This is a genomic window from Paraburkholderia sp. GAS32, assembly GCF_050434225.1.
In the GTDB taxonomy this organism is placed as follows: Bacteria; Pseudomonadota; Gammaproteobacteria; order Burkholderiales; family Burkholderiaceae; genus Paraburkholderia; species Paraburkholderia madseniana.
The window spans coordinates 15,586-39,231 of the sequence record NZ_JBNPVS010000038.1; the positions used below are offsets into that span (position 1 = coordinate 15,586).

Consider the following 23,646-nt stretch of genomic DNA (forward strand, 5'->3'; position numbering starts at 1 on the left):
CAGGTGCTCACTGCGACGCTGCCTGCCTATCCGGATGCCGCGGATCATGCAACTGGTCCGCCGACCAGCCGCCGCCCAGATCGCCGAATAGCGACGCCGAGTCCAGCAAGCGCGTCTCCTGAACACTCAGCGCGGTCTGCTGAGTGGCCAACTGTGTGGCCTGCGCGGTCGCCACGGTCGTGTAGTCCACCGTGCCGGCCTCGTACTCGTTGAAAGCGATCTCGGCGCCGCGGGTTGCATCTTGTACAGCCGTATCCAGAACGACCGATTGCTCGGCCAAGATTCGCAATCCGGACAAGTCGTCTTCAACGTTCTGGAACGCCGTCAACACCGTGCCCCGGTAGTTGGCGACGGCCGCGTCGTAGGCTGCCTTTGCCGCGTCGACGTCGGCGCTGCGCAAGCCGCCGTCGAAAAGCGTTTCGGTGGCGCTGCCGCCCAGCGACCAGACGTAGTTGCCCACATTGAACAGACCGGACAACGGCGACTGCGTGAGCCCGGCCAACCCGGAAAGGGAAATCGCCGGGTAGTACGCCGACACCGCCACGCCGATTGCCGCGTTTTGCGCAGCCATCTTGCGCTCGGCGGCGGCGATATCGGGCCGGCGTTCGAGCAGCGTCGACGGCACGCCGACGGGCACACCCGGCAGCGTCGGCATCGTGGTGCTGTGCGTAATCGAAAGCTCTTCCGGATTCTTGCCCACCAGCACGGCGATCGCGTGCGCGTCTTGGGCGCGCGCCACGCCAAGAGCGATCAGATTGGACTGCGCCGTCTCGAGCTGGGCACGGGCACTAATCACGTTGGACGGCGGGATGGTGCCCGCCTGATCCTGGTCGGACACGACGTCCAGAAAGTGCTGGTAGGCCACGACCGTCCTTTGCAGAAGGTCGATATTGGCGTCGCTGGTGCGCAGTTGGATGATTGCCGTGGCCAGCGCCACCTGCTCGGAGAGCGTCGCATTGGCGAGCGTCGCTTCGCTCGATTGCGCCGTCGCGGCGTTTTCTTCGATCGTGCGCCGCACCTGGCCCCACAGATCCGGCGCCCAGCTGACGTTGCCTTCCAGCGAGGCCGAGTTGACCACTCTGGCGGCATTGCCGACCGAGCTACGCGCCTTGGTGCCCGAACCGGTTGCATCGATGGTCGGGAACAGGCCGGCACGCGCCGCCCGCACTTCTGCCAGCGCTTGCTGATAGTTCGCGTAGTCCGCGCGCACGGTCTGGTTCGACACCGACACCAGCGGTTCGAGCTGGTCCATCAGCGGATCGTTGAAGGCTGTCCACCAGTCGCCCTTCGGTTTGTCCGCCGCGGGCTCGGCTTGCGTCCAGCCCGGCAACTCCGAGTAGGTGGCGGCCACATTGACTTGCGGCCGGTGGTAGTCCGGGCCGACCATGCAACCGCTGGCCAGCAGGGCCAGCGCCGCGACGGCCAGCGGCCGAAGGGGGCCAAAGCGACCAAAGCGACCAAAGCGGTTACGGGAAATCTTCATCGTCATGCCCTCGTATCCGGTTGTCCGGGTTGCTGCGCGTCGCGATTCCATGGCAGGTTGGCGGACCATCTGACCAGCTTGAAACGCAAGCGGTCGAGGTAGAGGTAGATCACCGGCGTCGTGTACAAGGTAAAGACCTGACTCAGGATCAGGCCGCCCATCACCGTGATACCGAGCGGTTGCCGCAGCGACGCGCCCTGGCCAATGCCGATGGCCAACGGTACCGCGCCGAGCACGGCCGCGAAGGTGGTCATCATGATCGGCCGCAGACGGACCACGGCGGCCGAGTGAATCGCGTCCCTCGCTGGCATGCCTTCGGCGCGCTGCAAATGGATCGCGACGTCGACCATCATGATGCCGTTCTTCTTGACGATACCGATCAGCAGGATGATGCCGATCAACGCGATCACCGAGAACGGTGTGCCGAAAATCAGCAAGGCCAGTGTCGCGCCGATTCCCGCGGACGGCAGCGTCGACAGGATGGTCAGCGGGTGGATCGAGCTTTCATACAACACGCCGAGCACGATATACACCACGCCGAGCGCCGCCAGGATTAGCAGCGGCACCGTCCCCATGGACTGCGAGTAGGCCGCCGCCGCGCCGGCGAACGAGCCGTGGATGCTGGCGGGCATGCCGATCTCGCGGATCGTGTTGTTGATCGCCACGCCCGCCTTGCTCAACGAACCGCCCGCCGGCAGGTTGAACGAAATCGTCGCGGCCACGAGGCCGCTCTGGTGGTTCACCTGTGTCGACGTATGGCTGTTCGAGAACGAAGCCAGCGCCGCCAGCGGCACCATGGTTTCGGCTGCCGTGCTGTCCGCGCTGCCGGTCGAACTGCCGCCCTTGCTATTGGCAATGCTGTTGGTGGTCGCGTTGGCTTGCGCGTTCGAGTTGAGTGCGTTCGTGGTCGCACTGGCTTCGGTCGCCACAGTCACGCCCGACACCGTGGCACCCGGCATCTGCGTGCCCGCCGTGCCGGTGGGGTTGCCCGACGCCCTGCTCAGGTAAATCTGGTTGAGCGCTTGCGGGTACTGCCAGTAATCAGGCGCTACCTCCATCACCACGAAATACTGGTTGAGCGGGTTGTAGATGGTCGATACCGTCCGTTGGCCAAACGCGTCATACAGCACGTTGTCGACCTGGTTCGGCGCAAAGCCGTAGCGCGCCGCCGTCGAGCGATTGACGGTGACGTAGGTCTGCAGACCGTTTTGCTGCAAGTCCGAGTTCACGTCGAGCAACTGCGCGTGCTCCTTGGCGAGCGCGGCAACGAGTAGCGGTGTCCATTTGAACAGCGCGGCGGAATCGTCGCTGGTGAGCGTGTACTGATACTCGGCGGCGGATTGCCGTCCGCCGATTCGCAGATCCTGCTGTGCCTGGATAAAGAGCCGGGCGCCCGAGACCGCATTGAGCTTGGGCCGCAGGCGGTTCACGACCTCGGTGGCCGAGGCGTGGCGTTCCGCCAGCGGCTTGAGTTCGATGAACACGTTGGCGGTATTGAGCGCGCGGCCGCCCGTAAAGCCCGCTACCGAGGCCACTGCCGGATCCTTCTGCACGATCTCCTGCAATTGCGTGAGCTTCTTTTGCATCGCCGGAAAGGAGATGCTCTGGTCGGCGATGATCTGTCCAATCAGGATGCCCGTGTCCTGCTCGGGAAAGAAGGTGGCCGGCACCAGCTTGAACAGAAACACGTTGGCCACCAGCAGACCGATCAACAGCAGGATGACCAGCAGCGCATGGTCCAGTACGGCCGTGAGCGAGCGCGCGTAGGCATTCTTGAAGCGATCGAACTGCTTTTCGACCCATATCGCCCAACGGGCTTTCGAATGCCCGGCGTTGTCGCGGCTCAGCACGTAGGCGCACATGGCCGGCGTGACCGTCAGCGAAATCACCAGCGAGATCAGGATGGCGACGGAGAGCGTGACCGCGAACTCATGGAACAGCAGGCCGACGACGCCCGGCATCAGCATGATGGGGAGGAACACCGCGATCAGCGACAGGCTCATCGAGATCACCGTGAAGCCCACTTCGCCGCTGCCTTTCAAGGCGGCCTCTTTCGGGCTGAGCCCCAACTCCATGTGACGCACGATGTTTTCCAGCACCACCACCGCATCGTCGACCACGAAGCCGGTGCCGATTGTCAGCGCCATCAGCGAAAGGTTGTCGATGCTGTAGCCGAGCAGGTACATCGGCCCGAAGCTGCCCACGATCGACAGCGGCAGCGCGACGGCCGGCACCAGCGTGGCGCGCGGCGATTGCAGGAAAATGAACACGACGCCCACTACGAGCAGCACGGCGATGAACAGCGTGCGCTCGGTGTCGCCCACCGACGATCTGACTGACTCCGAGCGGTCGATGGCGATGCCCACGTGCACGCTGCTTGGCAGCGTCGCCTCGATTGACGGCAGGACTTTGCGAATCTGCGCGACGGTGCTCACAATATTGCTGCCCGGCATTGGATACACGATCACGAGGATGGCGGACTTGCCATTGAAGAGCCCGGCGTTGCGGATATTTTCGTTCGAATCCCTAACCTGGGCCACGTCGCGCAACTGGACCGGCGCGCCGTTGCGGTAGGCGACCACCAGGTCGCGATACGGCGCAGCATGCGTGATCTGGTCGTTGGACGTGACCACGTAGCGCTGGTCGCCCTCGTCGAGATGGCCCTTCGCGCTGTCGGCGTTGGCGGCGCTGATCGCCGCGCGCACGTCTTCCAGACCGATGCCGTAGCTGTTCAGTTTGCCCGGTTGCAATTCCACGCGTACCGAGGGCAACGCGCCGCCGCCAAGCGTGATCTGGCCCACCCCCTGGACTTGCGAGAGTTGCTGCTGGATCACCGAGTCCGCCGAGTCGTAGAGCTGTGCCTTGGTGAGCGTGTCCGACGTCAGCGAGAGCACCATGATCGGCGCATCCGCCGGGTTGTACTGGCGATAGCTCGGGTTGCTGCGCAGCGTGGTCGGCAAGTCGGCGCGCGCCGCCTGGATAGCCGCTTCGACGTCGCGCGCGGCGCCGTTGATGTCGCGCTTCAGGCCGAACTCGACTACGATCACCGACGAGCCGACGGAGCTGATCGAAGTCAGTTCTTCAACGTCGGCAATCGTGGCGAGCCGCCGCTCGAGTGGCTCGGCCACTGTGGTCCCCATGATGTCCGGGCTCGCGCCCGCCATGTTCGCCTGCACCACGATGACCGGAAAGGCGATGTTCGGCAACGGCGCAACCGGCAGCCGGAAGTAGGCGAGCGCCCCGGAGATCAGGATCGCTACGGCCAGAAGCGTGGTCGCGACAGGCCGCCGGATGAATAGCGCCGAGATGTTCAAGGCGTTTCCTCCGCACCGCCGCCAGGCGAACTCTCCGGTTTATTGCGGTTGCGCCAGCGTCTCGTACGCTCGGCCATTCTGTCGAAGAACAGATAGATCACGGGCGTGGTGAAGAGCGTCAGGATCTGGCTCAGCGTCAGACCGCCGATGATCGCGAGACCTAGCGGCCGGCGCAATTCCGAACCCGTGCCGCTGCCGAGCAGCATCGGCAGGGCGCCGAGCATGGCGGCGAGCGTGGTCATCAGGATCGGGCGGAAACGCAGCAGCGAAGCCTCGAAGATCGCCTCGCGCGGCGGCTTGCCGTGATTGCGTTCGGCATCCAGCGCGAAGTCCACCATCATGATGGCGTTCTTCTTGACGATACCAATGAGCAGCACGATACCGATAATGCCGATCACATCCAGGTCGCTGCCGGCGATCATCAGCGCGAGCAGCGCGCCGATACCCGCCGAGGGCAGCGTGGACAGAATCGTGACCGGATGGATGAAGCTCTCGTACAGCACGCCAAGCACGATATACACCGCGACCAGCGCCGCGATCAGCAGATAGACTTCGCTCGACAGCGAATCTTCGAATGCCTGGGCCGCGCCCTGCAGCGACGAGGTGATCGAAGGCGGCAGGTTCACCGACTGTTCGGCTTGATGGATGGCCGTGACGGCGGTGCTCAACGACGCATCTTTCGCGAGGTTGAACGAGATGGTGACCGATGGGAACTGCGCCAGATGGCTGATCACGAGCGGCGACTTCGTGATCTGGATCTTCGCGATGCCCGACAGCGGCACCTGGCCCGTGCTGCTGGTCTGACTTGGCAGGTACAGGTTGCCGATCGACTGCACGTTCGGCAGCGATTCCGGTTTGGCGACGAGAATCACGCGGTACTGGTTCGACTGCTCGAAGATTGTCGAGACGATCCGCTGGCCGAGCGCGTCGTACAGCGCGTTGTCGATCGTCGCGGGCGTAATGCCGAAGCGCGCCGCCAGTTGCCGGTTAACCTCGACGTTCACGCTGAGGCCGTCGGTATTCATGTCGCTTTGCACGTCGGCAAGCGAAGGAATCTGCTTCAGCTTCGCTATCAGTTCCGGCACGTACTTCTGGAACGCCTGCTGGCTCGGTCCGCGCAGCACGAAGCTGTACTGGTTCGGCGAGACTGTCGTGTCGAGCGTCAGATCCTGCTCGGGCTGCATGTAGAGCCTGACGCCCGGCACGTTGGCGACTTCCTGTTGCAGACGCCGGGCCACTTCTTGCGCCGTGTCGGAACGCTTGTCGCGGTCGCGAAGATTGATCAGGAAGCGGCCATTGTTCAGCGTCGAGTTCGTGCCGTCGATACCCACGTAGGAGGTCAGCGAGGTGACCTCCGGGTCTTTCAGGATCGCATCGGCGAGCGCGCCCTGGCGTTTCACCATCGCGGCGTACGACACCGAGTTGTCGGCCACGCTAATACCCTCGATCACGCCGACGTCCTGCACCGGAAAGAGGCCCTTCGGAATCACCACGTACAGGATGCCGGTCAGCACGACGGTACCGACGGCCACCACGAGCGTCAGCACCTGGTGATCCAGCACCCAGCGCAGCCCGCGCTCATAGGCGCCGAGCGTTTTGTCGAACAGGCCCTCGCTGATCCGCTCAAAGCGGCTCGGATGACGGTCGGCCTGTGCGCGCAACATGCGCGCACAGAGCATCGGCACCACGGTCAGCGACACGATTGCCGAGATCACGATGGTGACGGCAAGCGTCACCGCGAACTCGCTGAACAGACGCCCGATCACGCCGCCCATGAAGAGCAGCGGAATTAGCACGGCAATCAGCGAGATGGTCAGCGACAGGATCGTGAAGCCGATCTGACCCGCGCCTTCCAGTGCGGCTTCGAGCGGTGTCTTGCCTTCCTCCAGATAACGCACGATGTTCTCGATCATCACGATCGAGTCGTCGACCACGAAGCCGGTGGCGATGATGAGCGCCATCAGCGAGAGGTTGTCGATCGAGTAGTTCAACTGGTACATCACCGCCAGCGTGCCGATCAGCGACACCGGCACCGATATGCTCGGAATGAGCGTGGCGGGCACGTTGCGCAGGAATACGAAGATCACCGCGACCACCAGCGCGATGGCGAGAATCAGTTCGAATGCCGCTTCGGAGACCGACGAGCGGATCACGCCCGTGGTGTCCGACACCACCGTCACTTTCATGCCGGCCGGCAGCGTGGACTCGAGCTGCGGCAGTTGCTTCATGATCTGGTTGACGGTCGCGATCACGTTCGCGCCCGGTTGCCGTTGCACGTTGAGCACGATCGCCGGCGAGCCGTTGTACCAGGCGCCGCGCTCGACGTCCTGAGCGGCCTGACTGACCCGCGCGACGTCGCGCATGAATACCGGGGCGCCATTCTGGTAGGCGATCACCGTGTCCAGATAGTCCTTCGGATCGGTGATCTGATCGTTGCCGTTGATCGTGTAATCGAGGTCAGGGCCGTCGAAATTGCCCTTCGGCTGACTGACGTTGACATAGCTGAGCAGCGTGCGCAGATCGTCGATGTTCAGGCCGTAGGCAGCCAGCTTGTGCGGGTCCGCTTCGACGCGGATGGCCGGCACATTGCCGCCGCTCGTCGTGACCACGCCCACGCCCGACACTTCGGAAATCTTGGTGCCGAGACGGTTGTTGGCGATGTCTTCAAGCTGGGTCAGCGACATCGATTTCGACGTGACCGCGAGCGTCAGGATCGGCTGGTCGGCCGGATTGACCTTGGCATACGTCGGCGGCGCCGGCAGACCGGAGGGCAGATAGCTGTTGGAGGCGTTGATGGCCTGCTGGACGTTCTGCTCGGCGATGTCGAGGTTCAGCGACAGATCGAACTGCAGCGTGATGACCGACGCGCCGTCCGAGCTATACGAGGTCATCTGTTGCAAGCCGGGGATCTCGCCCAACTGCACTTCGAGCGGCGCCGTGACCGTGGTGGCCATCACGTCCGGGCTCGCGCCCGGATAGAACGTCTGCACCTGGATGGTCGGATAGTCGACGTTGGGCAGCGATGAAACCGGCAGCACGCGCATGGCGACGAGGCCCACCAGCACGAGGGCGATCATCAGCAGCAGCGTGGCTACCGGTCGAAGAATAAACAGACGGGAAATGTTCATCGGCGCGTGAGCCTGCTACGACGAAGCAGCATTGGCCGACGCCGCTGCTGGCGCGGACGCCGCAGCGGGTTCGGAGGCGGCAGGCTCCGCGGCGGCGCCGCTGGCCGATGGACCAGCCGCCGCAGGCTTTGACTTGGCCGGCTGGATTTTGGCGCCGTCGTTCAGACGGTCTGTGCCGTCCGTGACCACCTGGTTGCCCTGCGAAAGGCCGGACAGGATGACCGTGTTCTTGCCGTCGCTCGGACCGAGCTTGACCTTGTGCACGGAGACGGTGTTGTTGGCGTTGACCAGATAGACGAAGTCACCCGGCGCGCCGGTTTGCACGGCGGGGGTCGGCACCAGCACGGCATTCTGCATCGTATCGACCAGCAGCTTGACGTTGACGAACTCGTTGGGGAACAGCGCTTCGTCCTCGTTGGCGAAAGTAGCGCGTAAGGTGACGGTGCCGGTCGACGTGGCCATCTGGTTGCTGACGGCGTAAAGCGCGCCTGTGGCAACCTCGCGCGCGTTGTCGCTGGAATACGCGGTGACCGGCAAGGTCGCGCCGCCATTCAGGCGCTGCACGATGGAGGCCAGCGCGTCTTGCGGCACCGTGAACTGCACGGTAGTCGGCTTGATGGTGGTGATGACGACAATCCCCGTCGACGATGACGCCGTCACGTAGTTGCCAGGGTCGACGAGGCGCAGACCGACCTTGCCGGCGACCGGCGCGGTGATCCGGCAATAGATCAGGTCGAGGTCGAACTGGGCGATGTTGGCGAGATCGACCTGGACTGCGGCCTCGTCCTGCTGCACCAGGAATTGCTGATCCGCAAAGGTCTGCTGGGCGATCGACTTGCGCTCGTTCAACTGCGTGAAGCGGACCAGATCGGCACGCGCCTGGGCCAGCGTCGCGCGGTCTTTGGCGAGTGTTGCCTGAGCCTGCTGCTTGCTGATCTGATACTGGCGCGGATCGATCTGGGCGAGGAACTGGCCTTTCTGTACTTCCTGGCCTTCGTGATAACCGACGGCCGTGAGGTAGCCGCTTAGCTGTGGCAGCACGGTCACGGTGGCGGTCGGCGTGACCGTGCCGAGTTCGCTCAACGTGACTGGCATTGAACCGAGTGTAGCGCTCGCTACAGTGACGACGATGGGTGCGACGTCGCGCGTGGGTTTCTTCTGGGTCAACAAATGGACAACGACAAGCGCAACTAGCGCCAGCACGACAACCGCAAACAGAATGAGCCCGCGTCGGGAGCGCTTGGGTTGCTTGGACACGGCTTCGCTCATAGGTATCTCCGAAAACAGATGCTGCCGTTGATAGTCGGATGGGGAGTTATTCTCTGCCGGGATGTTGGGACCATGCCATGGTTCTCGTGCCTTGTCACAACCCAACAACCGTTTGGCATGCTGTTAGCTAATTGCAAGCAAAGCGGACTGCGCAAAATGTATAGCGTCGTGATTGGCACAGGGCGATGTTATGGCCTGGTGACTGGATCCGTGACGATGAATGCGCTTCGTAATTGGCGGTAATGTTTTATCAAGGTGGGCCGGAGGAATAGCGCGTGCGGCGAATCGCCGACGGCCACGAGGGCCTTGCTGACAGACCGTGTGTTGCTCATGTTCGCCTTGGTGGAAGCCGGTGGACAACCATTGAGACCAAGCATGGCGTCAATCTACCCGGGGCGCGCAAGGCTTGAGTTACCGGAGTGATACATGTTGGGATATGAAACACTCCGTCGGGTGTGTTTCGGCCCGTAGCTTGCGCCAACGAACGGTTGATCGTGGGGGTTTTCTTTGGGCCGCGGTCGCAGCGAGCGGGAGTGCGCGATGAAAGCTTGTTGAAATTATTCGAGTCGCGATGAGGGAACGGGGCCACGCGTTGAAGGAGGAAGCGCGCCCCCGGCAGGCGCGACGGCAAGACGAAGTTCCCGGTAGGCGGACACTAGCGCGTCGAGGCTGAATGTGCGATTCAGTCCGCTGGGATTCGGCAACACCCATGTGTGGGCGCCGCCGAACGTTGTCGGTTGTGGACCCCAATGGATGTCGCGTGTGCCCGACATGGCGGAGAGCGCCATCTTCCCCAGGAAGGCAACACATTGCGGCGCATAGCGTTCAATCTTCTGCTCGAATTCCGTCGCAGCCGCTTTGAACTCCCCGGGTGATAGTTCGTCCGCTCGTGCGGTTGGACGCGAGACCACGGTTGTGAGGCCACAACCATACTGCAGGAGCGTGTGATCGTCGTCAGGAGAAATCTGTTCAGGCGTGAAGCCCGCCAGATGAACGACCCGCCAGAACCGATTGCCTCTGCCGGCAAAGTGGCGGCCGGTCGATGCCGCAAGAACGCCCGGATTGATTCCGCAAAATACCACCGACAAACCTGGTTCAAGGATGTCAGGAAGACCTTGAAGTGGATCGGAGCGAGTCACGGACGGTGCAATCCTTTATTGGGGAGAGGCTCTCACGAGAGCAGCAGTTTGGGCTACACCGTCACGGCGGACAAGCCACAAGAGGGTCGATTTGAGGTCAAACGGGCCCCGATTCTGGCCAGGGGCGGTCTATACCACTGGCAATGGGAGCCGACACAATCGGCAAGCAGGAACTCGATACTCTGCATCCCCCTCTATCGAAAACGACTCGGCCAGAGCTTTGTTGCAGGAATGATTATCGATAACGCCTCAATTCACATTCGAGGCAAGTGGCGAAATCAGGAAAGGCATCTCCAACTATTGGTGCGCATGCCTGCGTTCCTGATTTAATTATCGCTATTCCGTGCAATGATAAGGTTAAGTTAAGGTCATTTATAAAACAATTAAATGTCTTGTAGATATGCTGGATAAAAACATATCAATCATAAGGGTATGCGTAAAAATAATAAATGCAGTTGAAATTACTCGAGATGAATAAAGCGTACACAGCACCACCACGCACGGCGCCTACGCGGGCCACCACACGCGCGATGCGGAGTCATTGTTGAGAAAACGGCAATGCAGCAAGGCCCATGGCGGATTCTCTCTTCAAAATTTCGAATAATTTTTTATTTCATTTTTTCGTCATGGGGTTTGCAATCGCTCCGCAGAACAATTCGTGTTTTCTGTCAATTTTATTTTTGTAATTTTTATTTTCATAAGGAATTCAGTGGCTATTGAAATGATAGGAAAAAGAGATTGGATAATCGAATGTCTGAGTAATAGGATTACTCCGGTTTCCCCCCTGAACCAGGAATACAACGTGAAAATACTGAAGACACAGATTGCAGCAAGCATTTTCTCGATCGTCTCGGCAATGGCGATCGCTCAACCGGCGTATGCCGTAGATATGACCCAGGATAGCGGGTCGCCTGTCGGCGACAACCAGAACTCCCAGACGGCGGGCCCCGAAGGTCCGGTGCTTTTGCAGGACTCTCATCTCATCGAGAAACTGCAGCGCTTCGACCGCGAGCGCATACCCGAGCGCGTCGTGCATGCGCGTGGCACAGGTATCTATGGCGAGTTCGTGCCGACTACAGACATCAGCTCCCTCACCTCTGCCCAGGTGTTCACGCCTGGATCGAAGACTCCGGTCTTCGTTCGATTCTCGACGGTGATGGGCTATCGCGGCTCGCCCGAGCAGGCACGAGACCCGCGCGGTTTCGCTATCAAGTTCTACACGCAGCAAGGCAACTGGGACATGGTCGGCATCAACTGGCCGATCTTCTTCATTCGGGACGCCATCAAGTTTCCTGACTTCGTGCATGCGAACAAACCATCGGCGGTGACTGGCGTGCAGGATCCGAATCTGGCGTTCGACTTTTTCGCCCATTCGCCCGAAGCGACGAACATGCTGACGCACCTCTACACGGACGAGGGCATGCCGGATTCGTATCGCCACATGGACGGCTACGGCGTGCACGCCTTCAAGTTCGTCAATTCAAAAGGCGAAGTTCACTACGTGAAGTTTCACTGGAAGAGCCGTCAGGGTGTCGAAGGCATTCGTCCCCAGGATATCCCGCATTCGATCGGCGCGGACTGGAATCTGATGACCAATGACCTGTACAACTCGGTCAAGGCGCGTTCGTATCCACAGTGGGACCTATACATTCAGGTGCTCTCGCCGAAGGACCTGGACAAATTCGATTTCGATGCGCTGGATGACACGAAGGTGTGGCCGTCCTCCATCCCAGAGCAGAAGGTGGGCACGATGACGCTCAACCGCGTTCCGGACAACTATTTCGAGTCCACGGAAGAATCGGCTTTCGCGCCGTCGCGGCTCGTGCCGGGGATCGAGCCTTCCGAGGACCGGATGTTGCAGGGTCGCCTGTTCTCCTATGCCGATACGCAGATGTATCGCCTCGGCCCGAACTACAACCAGTTGCCGATCAATCGCCCGATCGTCCCGGTCTACAACAACAACCAGGACGGCTTCATGAATGAGGGGGAGCGAAAGGGCGAAGTGAACTACGAGCCATCCGGAGTCGCCGAAATCTCACAGCAGGACAAGTACAAGTCCGTGCAGACGCCGCTGAAGGGGACAACCCAGCAAAGAGCGATCCACAAGACGCTCGACTTCCGTCAGGCCGGCGAGTATTACCGGACGCTGTCCGAGACCGGCAAGACCGATCTGATCACGGCGCTGTCTGGCGACCTTGGGCGCGTGACCAACGACGCGAACAAGTACGCAATGCTCTCGTACTTCTATAAGGCTGATGCCGACTACGGTACCCGTCTCGCGCGTGCGACCAACGCGGATGTCACCCGTGTGAAGGATGCGGCCGCACACCTGAGCGATAACTGATGCATGTACGGGAGCCTGCGCAAGCAGGCTTCCCAACAAATGACTAGACACGCTTTCTTACGGAGAACGTAATGCAATGCTCTTTCACTGCCCGGCGCCTTGTTCGGACCGTGGCGGTCGCCACCCTGGCCGCACTGTTGACGGCGAGTTGCGCACAGCATGTGTATCAGCCGGGAACGTATTCGGCCGTGACGGACACGCCGCGTTACACCGAAGACTGGTTTGCCGCGGCGCGTGCGGGACGCACGGATATCGTTCAGGCGTTGATAGACGCGCATTTCCCGCTCGAGACAACAACGCCCGAAGGCTATACCGCGCTGATCCTTAGCGCGTATGACAACCACCCTGAGACATTGAAGGCGCTTCTTTCTGCCGACGCCAACGCTTGCGCCGCCGACCGGCATGGCAACACGGCACTGATGGGGGCGCTCTTCAAAGGCGAGACGAATATCGCAACGATGTTGCTCGACACGCATTGCGACATCGATCAAACCAACAACGCGGGGGAAACGGCATTGTCGTTTGCCGCGCTATTCGGCCGACTAGATATGATTCCGGTGCTTGTCGCGCACGGCGCCAACGCGAATCATGTCGATGCGCGCGGCGGGACCGCGTTGCAAATGGCGATCGCACAGCACAACCCGGCTGCGGAGGATGCATTGCGGCACGCCGGCGCGACACAATGAGACGTGGCGGATAAAGCGCCGATCACGCCCGCTTCAACAACGCACTATCCACCGTCGGCGCTGCCTGGCATCGCCTACCTGCGCACGCCGTTCATGCTCTTGCCTGCCCAGACGGGGCGCCCCGTAATCGCGAGCGCCGCCGCGCCGATTGAATGGAGCATGAAGGTGCGTCGATGGGTTCGCATGTTCGATGGCTCCCTGTCACGCTACGAGCACACGTTCCGGGGGCGCCATGAATTCCGGCCCAACGGGATCCTTGACGAACTGCGCGACAATCGCGTCAATTTGCTCGAACGCCTTCTCGTCGAGGCGCCAGCCGAACACATCTTCGATCCCGTCCAACTGCGCCGGACGACGTGCGCCCCACAGCGCGATCGTCGGGCCGCGATCGAGCACCCAGCGCACCGCCAGTGCGAGCACCGACTTGTCGAAGTTATCGCGCGCGAACACGTTCAGCGCTTTCACGGCCGCGACATACTGCTCGCGACGCGGCTCGCGAAACTTCGGGTCGCGCTGGCGCAGATCGTCGCCCTCGAAACGCGTCTCGACACCGATGCGCCCCGCCAGCAGCCCGCGGCATAATGCCCCATAGGCAAGCGCGACGAGCCCATGCTGTTTTGCGTACGGCAGCACATCACGATCGATATCGCGCTCGAACAGGTTGTACGGCGGTTGCGTGGTCGACAGCGGCGCCACGCGCCGGAACGCATCCATTTGCGCAGGCGAGAAGTTGCTGACGCCCAGCGCCCGTACCTTGCCTTCCTTGCGCAGATCGTCGAGTACCGCGGCGGTTTCTTCGATCGGCACCAGCGGATCGGGCCAGTGGACCTGATACAGATCGATGTAATCTGTCCGCAAGCGCCGAAGCGTATCCTCTACTTCTTGACGAATGCGCTCTGGCGACGAATTGCGGAACACCGCACCGTCGTGCCATTCCAATGCGACCTTGGTCGCGATGACCGCCTTGTGCCGATATCCATCGGCCAACGCCTTGCCGACAATCTCCTCCGATGCGCCGAAGCCGTACACCGGCGCTGTGTCGATCAGATTGACCCCGCTGTCGAGCGCCCGGCGGATCACCGCGATCGAGTCTTTCTCATCGGTGCCGCCCCACATCCATCCGCCGATCGCCCAAGTGCCAAGGCCGATGCGTGAGACGGGGGTCGTTAAACCTTCAATTGCGATTGTTTCAATAGTCATGTGAAGCTCTCTAATCAAAGCACTACGTAAAGCACCGCATCCGGGTCGAATGCGATCTGACTAACGGCGACATGCCCATCGGACGGGCAGGTGAGCCGATTATTTCAGCGGCATCCGGCGATCACAAGAAGGCACCTGACGGTTTCATACTTTCCCCATGGAAACTAATTGCTGCGACGGCGCTTACGCGCACGACAATCCGCAAAAAAAAACTGATGACCTGGCGCGGAACATCATCGAGCAGATCGCGGACAAGTGGACGATCCTCGTCATCGACGCGCTCGGTACGCACGGCGAGATGCGTTTTTCGCGGCTGCGCGAAGTGGTGGAGGGCGTGAGCCAGAAAATGCTCACCAAGACATTGCGACAGCTTGAGCGTGACGGCCTCGTCACGCGCTACGTGCATCCGGTGATCCCGCCGCGGGTCGACTATCAGCTGACGCCGCTGGGGCGGAGCCTGCTCGACAAGATCTGCGGGATATGGGATTGGGTCGAAGTCCATATGAGCGAAATGGAATTGGCGCGGCGCGAGTTCGACCACGGCGAAAAGCGGGTCGATCACCTGCGCCCGCGTGATGTGCCGATCGCTTAGCGCCGCCGTCGTAATGCGAGGTCGAAGCTGACCGCCACTGTCGAGCCGCCAGCAAGGCCGTGAGAAATTGCCCATAATTGCGCGCAGTCTTCGAGCAACCGTTGGGACGTTTCATGAAAGCAGCTTCTGTCACACCGCGATCCCCGATCGCATTTCTGGCTGTCGCGTTGGCGTTCGCGATCAACATGATGGGCACAACGCTACCGACGGCAATCTATCGGTACTACCAACTGCAGTATGGTTTTACCCCGACCATCATCACGGTGATCTATGCCTCGTATGCAATCGGGGTGCTGGGTGCACTGCTACTGGTCGGCAACTGGTCCGATCAGCTCGGCCGTCGTCGCATGCTACTGGCCGGACTGTTTGCGTCGGCCGCGTCAGCGCTGATGTTTCTGCTCAGCGACGGGTTGGCGCTTCTGATGCTCGGCCGCCTGCTGTCGGGAATCTCCGCCGGCATCTTCACAGGAACCGCCACCGTAGCTGTGATCGAACTCGCGCCGCCTGCGTGGCGCGGCAAAGCCATGCTCGCGGCTACGGCGTCCAATATGCTCGGGCTGGGTTGTGGTCCTTTGCTAAGCGGCATCCTCGTCGAATTATTCCCCTGGCCGATGCGCTTGCCCTATGCCGCGCATCTCGCGTTGGTGGGTGTCGCCGCGCTGGTCGTTCTTGGCGTGCCGGAGACCGCTACGATTCCTGCGCGCGTGAAGCTCGGCATCCAGAAAATTTCGCTTCCTGCCGAAGTACGCCGTGCGTTTATGCCTGCCGCGTTGGCGGGGTTTGCCGGTTTCGTCGTGGTGGGCTTCTTTGCGGCTGTCGCCCCGCAACTGATTCGGGTCGTACTCGGCTTTCACAGCGGTATCGTGACTGGCGCGATCGTGTTCCTGCTGTTCGCGTGCTCCGCACTCGGGCAAATCGTGCAGACGGTCATTGCTGCCCGATGGAGGCAAGCGGCCGGCTGCGTTGGACTCGTCGTGGGACTGATATGTGTTGGTCTGTGCGTGCCGGAGCGCTCGCTCGGCGCGCTTTTGCTCGGCACCGCCCTGGCTGGGATCGGGCAGGGCATCAGCTTCCGTGCGGGGTTGGGCGAGATCGCGTCCGCGGCGCCGGCGCACAGGCGAGCGGAAGTAACGTCCAGCTTTTTCGTCGTGCTTTATGTGGCGATCTCACTACCTGTGATCGGCCTTGGTATCGCCGTGCAGCTCGCCGACATTCAACGCGCGACGTTGCTCTTCGTTGGCTTGACGATAGTGCTTGTGCTTATCGCGCTGCTCCTGCTGATGCGTGAGCAGGCGGATACGGGGCAAGATTCGCGAGCGATCGGTGATTGAACACGAAGCCGCTCGATTTCGGCAGCGCTATACTTTGCTGACGTCCGCCAACACGTGCCATCACCCCCTGTTCCATGACTGAAAATGTCCAGTTCCAGCAAGTGTCCGAGATACCCGGCCTGGTGCTGAGTACCGCACACTTTGCGGATTTCAGTTTCGACCGCCATTTTCACCTCGATTTCCACGTCGGGTTGGTGACGGACGGGGTGCAGCGCCAGAGAGTTAACGGAAAGACCGTACTGCACGCACCCGGGACTGTCGTTCTGATGCCGCCAGGCGAGATTCACGATGGAACCGTGGTGGATGGAAACCAATCCACGCTCAAGACTTTCCGCCTGTCGCGAGAACTCGTCGCAAGCGTGGCGGAGGAGATCAGCGGCCTTCATCGCGAGCCGGAATTCGCCGGAGCCTTGCTTGAGGACCCGTTGCTCGCGGGCCATCTTCTTCGACTGCACGATGCGATGCGGCGCTGCGACGCCGTGAGCAGTCTTGAGATGCAGACGGAATGGCTCACGTTGCTGGAGTGCCTGCTGAGTCAATCGCGTGCGATCGTGCCTGAAACGGTTCAGGGCTCGCTTTCGCGCATTCAGTGGGAACGCGTCAGAGACTACTGCTTCAGTCATCTCAGCGACAAGATCACGTTGGACGAATTGGCCGCGTTGTGCTCACTCGGCAGGTTCCAGTTCCTCAAGCAATTCAAGCAGACCGTGGGGATGACGCCTCACGCGTGGTTGCTCCGTCTTCGTCTCGAGCGGGCTTGTGCGCTTTTGTCGCGAAGCTCGCAAGCGATTGCAACAGTCGCTCAGGAAGTCGGGTTCTACGATCAAAGTCACTTCAACCGCGCTTTCCGGCAGGCATACGGCGTCGCGCCGTCGTGCTACAGGGCGTAAGCCGCGCAGTTGGCGGCAGAGCACGAGGTTCAGCGCCATCTCGCCCTGTGGCTGCGCGACTGATCAATTTTTTACAAGTCCGGCGGCTTCACTCGACATAGGATGCGTCAATCCGGGGGGAAGTGCTCCTCCCGTCGAGTTGAGGATAGGACAATGGACAGCAGTAATCGATCACACGTTGCCAGGGCGCCGGCTCTGGGTTTTACGAGCGATAACATCGCGGGCGCGTCGCCAGAGGTAATTGAAGCCATCGCGGCGAGCAGCGTCGGGCAGGCGAGCCCATATGGAGGAGATGAGTTCACTGCCCGCGTCGAACGCAAACTGAGCGAAATCTTCGAGCGCGAAGTCGACGTGTTTCTCGTGCCGACCGGCACCGCCGCCAACTCCTTGTGCCTGAGCGCGATGACGCCGCCCTGGGGCAACATCTATTGCCATCCGTCGAGCCATATCAACAACGACGAATGCGGCGCGCCCGCGTGGTACACGAATGGCGCGAAGCTGGTCACCGTGGACGGGCAATCAGCGAAGATAGACCCCGCGAAACTTCATAGCGCGGCTCGCGTGAAGGTGGGCGACGTACATTCGACGCAGCCCTCGTGCGCGAGCATCACGCAGGCGACGGAAGAGGGTGGCGTGTACACACTGGCCGAGATCGAAGCGCTGGGGGACGTCTGCAAGGCATCCTCCATCAAACTTCATATGGATGGCTCACGATTTGCCAATGCGCTGGTGTCTCTCGGCTGCTCGCCTGCAGAGATGACATGGAAGGCCGGGGTCGATGCCTTGTCGTTCGGCGCGACCAAGAATGGTGTGTTCGCAGCGGAAGCGATCGTGCTGTTCGATGCATCCCTTGCACCCGAAATGGGCTACCGTCGCAAGCGTGCGGGCCATCTGTTCTCGAAGATGCGCTTTCTTTCGGCGCAGATCGACGCGTACTTGACCGACGATCTCTGGTTGCGCAACGCACGCCAGGCCAACGACGCCGCGCAGCACCTGAGCCGAGGACTCGCGGGGTTGAGCGGCGTTGAGGTGCTCGGCGCGACTGGGGCCAACATTATCTTCTGTCGATTGCCTTCCGTGGCCATCCAATCGCTGCTTCAGGCGGGATTCGGGTTCTATCACGATCGTTGGGAACAAAACGTTGTGCGGTTCGTGACTTCCTTCTCCACCACGATTGAGGATGTCGACAATTTGCTGGCGCATGTGACGCGCGCGGTGCCGGCGCACGGCGTTTGACAGGAGCAGATCGCGCGTGCCACTCTGAATTTTTCGCCACCACCTGTCCGTTAGCATGCCGCCCGAGCGTCATTGTCATGGCGGCCCGATATGTTCACCCGCCCTAACCCCATGACGGAGGCTCATATGCAATACCTATTGATGATCTATTCGGAAGAAAACGGCTGGAACCAGATGACCGACAGCGAGCGGCAGCAAGGCGTCGCCGCGTATCACGCGTACACCGAATCGTTGAAAAAAGCGGAGGTGCTGGTGGGCGCCAACCGGCTGCAGAACACCAACACGGCCACCACGGTGCGGCTCGTCGACGGCAAGCCGCAGGTGCTTGACGGGCCGTATTCCGATTCGAAGGAGCAGCTCGCCGGCTACTACCTGATCGACGTGCCCAACCTGGACGCGGCGATCGCGTGGGCGTCGCGTTGTCCCGGCGCGGCGCACGGCCTCATGGAAGTGCGCCCGGTCTGGACTGCCCCCTACGACGCGCCATCTGCTGCATGAGTCCGTCCGGCGGCGGCGGGCGTGACGCCGACGGCGCTGCGCATTCGATTGCCGAGGCGGTCGCTCGCCGCAGTTACGGCAAGCTCGTCGCGCTGCTGGCGATGCGCACGCGCGACGTCGCCGCCGCCGAGGACGCGCTCGCCGACGCGTTTGCAGCCGCGCTCGCGGACTGGCCCGAGCGCGGCTGCCCCGCGAATCCCGAAGCGTGGCTGATGACGGTTGCGCGCCGCCGGGCGATCGATGGCGCGCGCCATCGACATGTCGGCGACGAAGTGGTGAACCAGCTCACGATCCTCGCCGACGAGATCGACGAGCATGAAGCAGGCGTGTTGCCTGACCGGCGGCTTGCGCTGCTGTTCGCGTGCACGCACCCTGCGCTCGAGGCCGCGATTCGCACGCCGCTGATGCTGCAGGTGGTGCTGGGGCTCGAAGCGAAGACGATTGCGTCCGCGTTCCTGATGTCGCCCGCCGCGATGAGCAAGCGCCTCGCGCGGGCGAAGAACAAGATCCGCGAAGCGGGCATTCCGTTCAGCGTACCGGAGCGCGAGGAGTTGCCCGGCCGGCTCGCTGCCGTGCTGGAAGCGGTCTATGCGGCGTACGCGGAAGGATGGACCGATCCGGTCGGCGGCGATACCGAGCGGCGCGATCTTGTCGGCGAGGCGCTGTTTCTTGCACAACTGCTCATCGAGCTGCTGCCCGAGGAGCCCGAGGCACTGGGTCTGCTCGCGCTAATGCTGTATGCGCAGGCGAGGCGCGATGCGCGACGCGATGCGGCCGGCGACTACGTGCCGCTTTCGGCTCAGGATCCGGCGACATGGAACACGCCGATGATCGACGCAGCCAACGCATTGCTGCGGCGCGCAAGCACATTCAACGCAATCGGACGCTTTCAGCTCGAGGCCGCGCTGCAGTCAGCGCACATTTACCGCTGTCAAACGCATCGACCGAACTGGGACGAGATCGTGCAGCTCTACGATGCGCTGCTCGCGATTGCGGCGTCGCCGGTGGTTGCGGTGAACCGTGCACTCGCCATGGCGGAACGGGACGGCCCGCAGGCGGCGCTCGACGCGCTCGCGCCGTATGCGAACGATCCGCGGCTGGCCGACTACCAGCCGTACTGGGCCGCGCGCGCCGATCTGCTCGCGCGTGCCGGCGCGACGGCCGAAGCGCTCGGCGCGTACGATCTCGCGATCGGACTCGAGCGTGATCCGGCCGTGCGCCGGTTCCTGCAGGGCAAGCGCATCGCGCTGTCATCGGCGCGAAGTTAGATCGGCGCTTTGCGTTTGCCACGCGAGCTTGCAAGCCTCGCGCTGATGCGGAATCCTCAACACCCACACTTCCACTGCGGCTGCTGCAGCGTCATCCCGTGCTGCCCCTTGTACGCGGCGACCGCGGGCGAGGTCCATCCCTCCAGCATCTGCGGAGCGAGCCGGTAGATCTCGATGCCAAGCGGACGGCATACCTCCAGCGGATCGCGCGCGTCCGGCCCCCACATCGGCAACGAGAGATCGCCGCCTGGGCAGGTCGACAACGCGCAAAGCAGGTCGATTTCCGCGAAGAACTCGAGGTAATCCCCCTTCTTCGCGGGACAGGCTTTCATGAAGTACTTGTCTTCGAGATTCAGCCCGGTGCACTGGAACACGTTCAGCACGTCGTGCACGTCGTATTCGGTCAAGCCATACGGAGCGATTGCGCGCGTCAGGTTCGAGTGGCAGTGGAAATGGAAATCCTCACCCGTCAACATGCGGTTCACGTACGGATCACAACGCGTGCCGAGCAGGTCGTGAACGCGGCCGCCATGCTCGTCGACGCCGTAGTCGGCGAGGCTGTCATCGGTGATCGTCACCATGGGGCGCAGGAAGGGTAGCGTCGACCACAAACGGTCGAAGGTGCTCACATGCGCCTGCTGCAACTGGCGCGTGCGCGAGGCCCACATGCGCTCGCGCGGGTTGTGCAGATTCCACATGTTCAGGTCGGCCACTTGCGGACCTTCAATCGTGACGATCCGAAACACATGACCAGCCGGTACGGTCCATGCCTGACCCGAGCGGATGGGCACGACGATCGATTCGACCAGCGTGCGCGTATCGTGTTCGGAGGCGATGCGACCATAAAACGCCTTGTCGGGGTCGAGCGCGGACCCCTTGGTGGATTGATAGGCGGCGGGGTAATTCAACATGATGGAGACTCCTTGATAAAGCACACGGACAGGCTGCGCTTGTCACGCACTGTCGCCTGTTTGAGCTGTAGCCGTGAATCGGTGGACTAAGCCGGAATGAGAGGCAACGAATCAAAGGTAATCGAGCAGGGCGTGCTCCGATTGCTTCAGGTAACCGGCGAGCGCGGCGCTCGCCTCGGCGGTGCGCCCACTCGCGATCAGTTCGAGAATCTCCTGATCCTTCGCAATCCAGGGACGCTGGAAGCGCCGCTCGTCGGGGGCCGAGGCAAACACGAGGCGCAGTTGTGCCAGTATCGTCGTGAAGAATGTGTCGAACAGCGGGCTGCCGAGCAACTGCACGATGCGCCGGTGAAATAGCAGACTGTAGGTGCCGACGCTGCGCCAGTCGCCTTCGTCCGCCGCCGCTTGCGCGTGCACGACTGCGTCGCGCATCGCCGCGATTTCATCTTCCTCAATCGGGTCCTCGCGCATCAGGGCCTGCAGTTCGAGCGTGCGCCGCACCCGATAGATGTCGCGCACATCGTGGCGCGTCAGGGTGCGCACGATCACGCCGCGATGCCGGTAATGCACCGCGAGCCCTTCACGGCACAAGAGACGCAGCGCTTCACGCAGCGTGTTGCGCGAGACGTCGTGCGCCTGGGTGAGGTCGTTCTCGACGAGTGCGGTGCCCGGCGGCAATTTGCCTTCAATGATCTCGTTGCGGATCGTCGACAGAATCCGGTCCGTGACCGATTGCTCGGGCTCCTGCCCAGCGAGGGGGGTAACAGTTGATTGCGAGGTGGCCATACGGTGTTTTATGCAAGGTGGACGTCTTTGAGGAAGCTGGCGATACGCGAAGTCTTGTCGAGCGTCGCCAGTTCGCGCGGCGGCGCATCGCTCACGATCGTGCCCGCTTCCATGAACACGATACGGTCTGAAATACGGAACGCAAAGTTGATTTCGTGTGTGACGATGATCATGGTCATGCCTTCCTGGGCAAGTCCCTCGATGACCTTCAGTACTTCGTTGACCAGTTCCGGATCGAGCGCCGACGTCGGTTCGTCGAACAGAACAATCGAGGGCTGCATCGCCAGTGCCCGCGCAATCGCGACGCGCTGCTGCTGACCGCCGGACAACTGATGCGGATACTTGTGCGCATGCGCAGCCATGCCTACCTTTGCCAGCAGGCGCATGCCGGATTCGTCGAGCGGGGCCCCGTTCAGACGCCCGTGGTAGCGAGGCGCAAGCGTCACATTCTGCAGCACCGTTTTATGCGGAAACAGGTTGAAGCTCTGAAACACCATGCCGATATCGAGGATGCCGCGCATGTACTTCGCATGCGGCACCTTGCCATGCCTCGCACGCGGCGGCCACAGGAACGCCTTGTCATGCAGGCGCACTTCGCCGCCGTCGAGCGTCTCGAGGCCATTCAGCGTGCGGATCAGCGAAGTCTTGCCCGAACCCGACGGGCCGATGATCGACACCACTTCTCCTGCGCGCACGGTCAAGTCGATCCCCTTGAGCACTTCATGATCGCCGTAGCGCTTGCGGATGCCGATGGCTTCCAGCGAACGCGTCGCGTTGCTTGTTCGCGCGGTACGAACGTCCTTTGCTGCCTGCACGGGCCGCGGTGTTTCCACAGGAATGACGGCATTCGCAGCTCGCGTGCGGAGCGTGACATCAAGGTGCTTTTCGAGCATCTTCAGCGCCTGGCCGAACACCGTGACGATCAGCACATAGTAGAACGAGACGGCCAGCATCGTCTCCAGCACCTTGAAGTTCTGCGTATACAGGCGTTCGCCAACCAGCAGGATTTCCGCGAGCGAAATGACGGACACGAGCGACGTCAGTTTGACGATCGTAACGTACTCGTTAATGAGCGAGGGCAGCGCGACGCGAAACGCCTGCGGCAGCACGATCAGCCGTTGCAGGCCGACGAAGCGGATACCGAGCGCCTTGCCCGCTTCGAGCTGGCCCTTGTGGAGCGACAGCAGGCCGCCCCGATGGATCTCGGCGATGTAGGCCGCTTCGCTGATCGAAAGCGCCAGCAGGCCGGCCCAGAACGGGTCGGACAACAGGCCGCCCGTCCAGGGCAGCACCTGCGGCAGGTTATAGACAAAGATCAGCAGCACGAGCAGCGGCAGGCTGCGAAAGAGCCAGATGTAGGTGCTGCATGCCACGCGTAGCGGCATGAACGCAGACTGTTTGCCGAGCGCGAGTGCGAAGCCCGCGACAATGCCGATCAGCCAGGTCGCGGCGCTCAGTTCGACGACGAGCCAGGTGGCTTTCCAGAAGGCGGCGTCGAACAACAGCGAAGCCGTGTAGTGCCAGTCGAATACCATGTGCTTCCCCTTACGACGCGCAGCCACGAGGGCGCG

17 protein-coding genes are annotated in these 23,646 nt (G+C 61.8%); 8 read left to right on the forward strand and 9 right to left on the reverse strand.

The window, feature by feature from the left end; translation table 11 throughout:
* Nucleotides 1-7: 7 nt before the first annotated feature.
* The 5 genes from P3T25_RS34445 to mug form a co-directional block, all read right to left on the reverse strand.
* Nucleotides 8-1,489, reverse strand: coding sequence for an efflux transporter outer membrane subunit (locus P3T25_RS34445; protein WP_154557847.1), 1,482 nt, complete (start codon nucleotides 1,487-1,489; stop codon nucleotides 8-10).
* Nucleotides 1,486-4,797, reverse strand: coding sequence for an efflux RND transporter permease subunit (locus tag P3T25_RS34450; RefSeq protein ID WP_154557846.1), 3,312 nt, complete (start codon nucleotides 4,795-4,797; stop codon nucleotides 1,486-1,488). The genes P3T25_RS34445 and P3T25_RS34450 overlap by 4 nt, the downstream gene beginning before the upstream one ends.
* Complete coding sequence (locus tag P3T25_RS34455; protein ID WP_154557845.1) at nucleotides 4,794-7,925, reverse strand: efflux RND transporter permease subunit; 3,132 nt, start codon at nucleotides 7,923-7,925, stop codon at nucleotides 4,794-4,796. Before P3T25_RS34455 ends, P3T25_RS34450 begins: the two co-directional genes overlap by 4 nt.
* Before the next feature lie 15 nt (nucleotides 7,926-7,940).
* Nucleotides 7,941-9,194 carry an efflux RND transporter periplasmic adaptor subunit gene (locus P3T25_RS34460; RefSeq protein ID WP_154557844.1) on the reverse strand — a complete coding sequence of 418 codons (1,254 nt, stop codon included), beginning with the start codon at nucleotides 9,192-9,194 and terminating at the stop codon, nucleotides 7,941-7,943.
* 557 nt (nucleotides 9,195-9,751) lie between these two features.
* Nucleotides 9,752-10,333 (reverse strand): G/U mismatch-specific DNA glycosylase, encoded by a 582-nt coding sequence (mug, locus tag P3T25_RS34465; protein WP_233464696.1) that lies wholly within the window; start codon nucleotides 10,331-10,333, stop codon nucleotides 9,752-9,754.
* Between the two features lie 856 nt (nucleotides 10,334-11,189).
* On the opposite strand from mug, the gene P3T25_RS34470 reads away from it, so the two are divergent.
* The gene (locus tag P3T25_RS34470) at nucleotides 11,190-12,677 is read left to right on the forward strand and encodes a catalase (protein WP_154558012.1); all 1,488 of its coding nucleotides are present in this window, start codon (nucleotides 11,190-11,192) and stop codon (nucleotides 12,675-12,677) included.
* A gap of 71 nt (nucleotides 12,678-12,748) precedes the next feature.
* Nucleotides 12,749-13,363, forward strand: a complete 615-nt coding sequence (locus P3T25_RS34475; protein WP_154557843.1) for an ankyrin repeat domain-containing protein — start codon at nucleotides 12,749-12,751, stop codon at nucleotides 13,361-13,363.
* Between the two features lie 201 nt (nucleotides 13,364-13,564).
* Here P3T25_RS34475 and P3T25_RS34480 read toward each other — a convergent pair whose 3' ends face one another.
* Nucleotides 13,565-14,563, reverse strand: a complete 999-nt coding sequence (locus P3T25_RS34480) for an aldo/keto reductase (protein ID WP_154557842.1) — start codon at nucleotides 14,561-14,563, stop codon at nucleotides 13,565-13,567.
* Nucleotides 14,564-14,720: 157 nt separating this feature from the next.
* On the opposite strand from P3T25_RS34480, the gene P3T25_RS34485 reads away from it, so the two are divergent.
* The 6 genes from P3T25_RS34485 to P3T25_RS34510 all read left to right on the forward strand — a co-directional run bounded on the left by P3T25_RS34485 (nucleotide 14,721) and on the right by P3T25_RS34510 (nucleotide 20,378).
* Complete coding sequence (locus P3T25_RS34485; RefSeq protein ID WP_154557841.1) at nucleotides 14,721-15,155, forward strand: winged helix-turn-helix transcriptional regulator; 435 nt, start codon at nucleotides 14,721-14,723, stop codon at nucleotides 15,153-15,155.
* Nucleotides 15,156-15,268: 113 nt separating this feature from the next.
* Nucleotides 15,269-16,486, forward strand: a complete 1,218-nt coding sequence (locus P3T25_RS34490; protein ID WP_154557840.1) for an MFS transporter — start codon at nucleotides 15,269-15,271, stop codon at nucleotides 16,484-16,486.
* A 74-nt stretch (nucleotides 16,487-16,560) separates the two neighbouring features.
* Complete coding sequence (locus tag P3T25_RS34495) at nucleotides 16,561-17,376, forward strand: helix-turn-helix transcriptional regulator (protein ID WP_154557839.1); 816 nt, start codon at nucleotides 16,561-16,563, stop codon at nucleotides 17,374-17,376.
* A gap of 153 nt (nucleotides 17,377-17,529) precedes the next feature.
* Nucleotides 17,530-18,612 carry a threonine aldolase family protein gene (locus tag P3T25_RS34500; protein ID WP_429361479.1) on the forward strand — a complete coding sequence of 361 codons (1,083 nt, stop codon included), beginning with the start codon at nucleotides 17,530-17,532 and terminating at the stop codon, nucleotides 18,610-18,612.
* Nucleotides 18,613-18,738: 126 nt separating this feature from the next.
* Nucleotides 18,739-19,110 carry a YciI family protein gene (locus P3T25_RS34505; RefSeq protein ID WP_154557837.1) on the forward strand — a complete coding sequence of 124 codons (372 nt, stop codon included), beginning with the start codon at nucleotides 18,739-18,741 and terminating at the stop codon, nucleotides 19,108-19,110.
* Entirely contained in the window at nucleotides 19,107-20,378 is a 1,272-nt protein-coding gene (locus tag P3T25_RS34510) for an RNA polymerase sigma factor (protein ID WP_429361481.1), read from the forward strand. Before P3T25_RS34505 ends, P3T25_RS34510 begins: the two co-directional genes overlap by 4 nt.
* A gap of 56 nt (nucleotides 20,379-20,434) precedes the next feature.
* Here the strand turns inward: P3T25_RS34510 and P3T25_RS34515 are convergent, their stop codons facing one another.
* The 3 genes from P3T25_RS34515 to P3T25_RS34525 form a co-directional block, all read right to left on the reverse strand.
* The gene (locus P3T25_RS34515) at nucleotides 20,435-21,289 is read right to left on the reverse strand and encodes an urea carboxylase-associated family protein (protein ID WP_054040108.1); all 855 of its coding nucleotides are present in this window, start codon (nucleotides 21,287-21,289) and stop codon (nucleotides 20,435-20,437) included.
* Nucleotides 21,290-21,400: 111 nt separating this feature from the next.
* Complete coding sequence (locus tag P3T25_RS34520; RefSeq protein ID WP_429361484.1) at nucleotides 21,401-22,075, reverse strand: GntR family transcriptional regulator; 675 nt, start codon at nucleotides 22,073-22,075, stop codon at nucleotides 21,401-21,403.
* 8 nt (nucleotides 22,076-22,083) lie between these two features.
* A complete protein-coding gene (locus P3T25_RS34525) occupies nucleotides 22,084-23,610 on the reverse strand; it encodes an amino acid ABC transporter permease/ATP-binding protein (protein WP_171925842.1) in 1,527 nt (508 codons plus the stop codon).
* Between the last annotated feature and the right edge of the window lie 36 nt (nucleotides 23,611-23,646).

Bases quoted from the DNA above. Each gene is read 5' to 3' on its own strand.
- P3T25_RS34445 (WP_154557847.1), bottom strand. From the start codon at position 1,489: ATGACGATGAAGATTTCCCGTAACCGCTTTGGTCGCTTTGGTCGCTTT.
- P3T25_RS34455 (WP_154557845.1), bottom strand. From the start codon at position 7,925: ATGAACATTTCCCGTCTGTTTATTCTTCGACCGGTAGCCACGCTGCTG.
- P3T25_RS34460 (WP_154557844.1), bottom strand. From the start codon at position 9,194: ATGAGCGAAGCCGTGTCCAAGCAACCCAAGCGCTCCCGACGCGGGCTC.
- P3T25_RS34470 (WP_154558012.1), top strand. From the start codon at position 11,190: ATGGCGATCGCTCAACCGGCGTATGCCGTAGATATGACCCAGGATAGC.
- P3T25_RS34475 (WP_154557843.1), top strand. From the start codon at position 12,749: ATGCAATGCTCTTTCACTGCCCGGCGCCTTGTTCGGACCGTGGCGGTC.
- P3T25_RS34480 (WP_154557842.1), bottom strand. From the start codon at position 14,563: ATGACTATTGAAACAATCGCAATTGAAGGTTTAACGACCCCCGTCTCA.
- P3T25_RS34485 (WP_154557841.1), top strand. From the start codon at position 14,721: ATGGAAACTAATTGCTGCGACGGCGCTTACGCGCACGACAATCCGCAA.
- P3T25_RS34490 (WP_154557840.1), top strand. From the start codon at position 15,269: ATGAAAGCAGCTTCTGTCACACCGCGATCCCCGATCGCATTTCTGGCT.
- P3T25_RS34495 (WP_154557839.1), top strand. From the start codon at position 16,561: ATGACTGAAAATGTCCAGTTCCAGCAAGTGTCCGAGATACCCGGCCTG.
- P3T25_RS34500 (WP_429361479.1), top strand. From the start codon at position 17,530: ATGGACAGCAGTAATCGATCACACGTTGCCAGGGCGCCGGCTCTGGGT.
- P3T25_RS34505 (WP_154557837.1), top strand. From the start codon at position 18,739: ATGCAATACCTATTGATGATCTATTCGGAAGAAAACGGCTGGAACCAG.
- P3T25_RS34510 (WP_429361481.1), top strand. From the start codon at position 19,107: ATGAGTCCGTCCGGCGGCGGCGGGCGTGACGCCGACGGCGCTGCGCAT.
- P3T25_RS34515 (WP_054040108.1), bottom strand. From the start codon at position 21,289: ATGTTGAATTACCCCGCCGCCTATCAATCCACCAAGGGGTCCGCGCTC.
- P3T25_RS34520 (WP_429361484.1), bottom strand. From the start codon at position 22,075: ATGGCCACCTCGCAATCAACTGTTACCCCCCTCGCTGGGCAGGAGCCC.
- P3T25_RS34525 (WP_171925842.1), bottom strand. From the start codon at position 23,610: ATGGTATTCGACTGGCACTACACGGCTTCGCTGTTGTTCGACGCCGCC.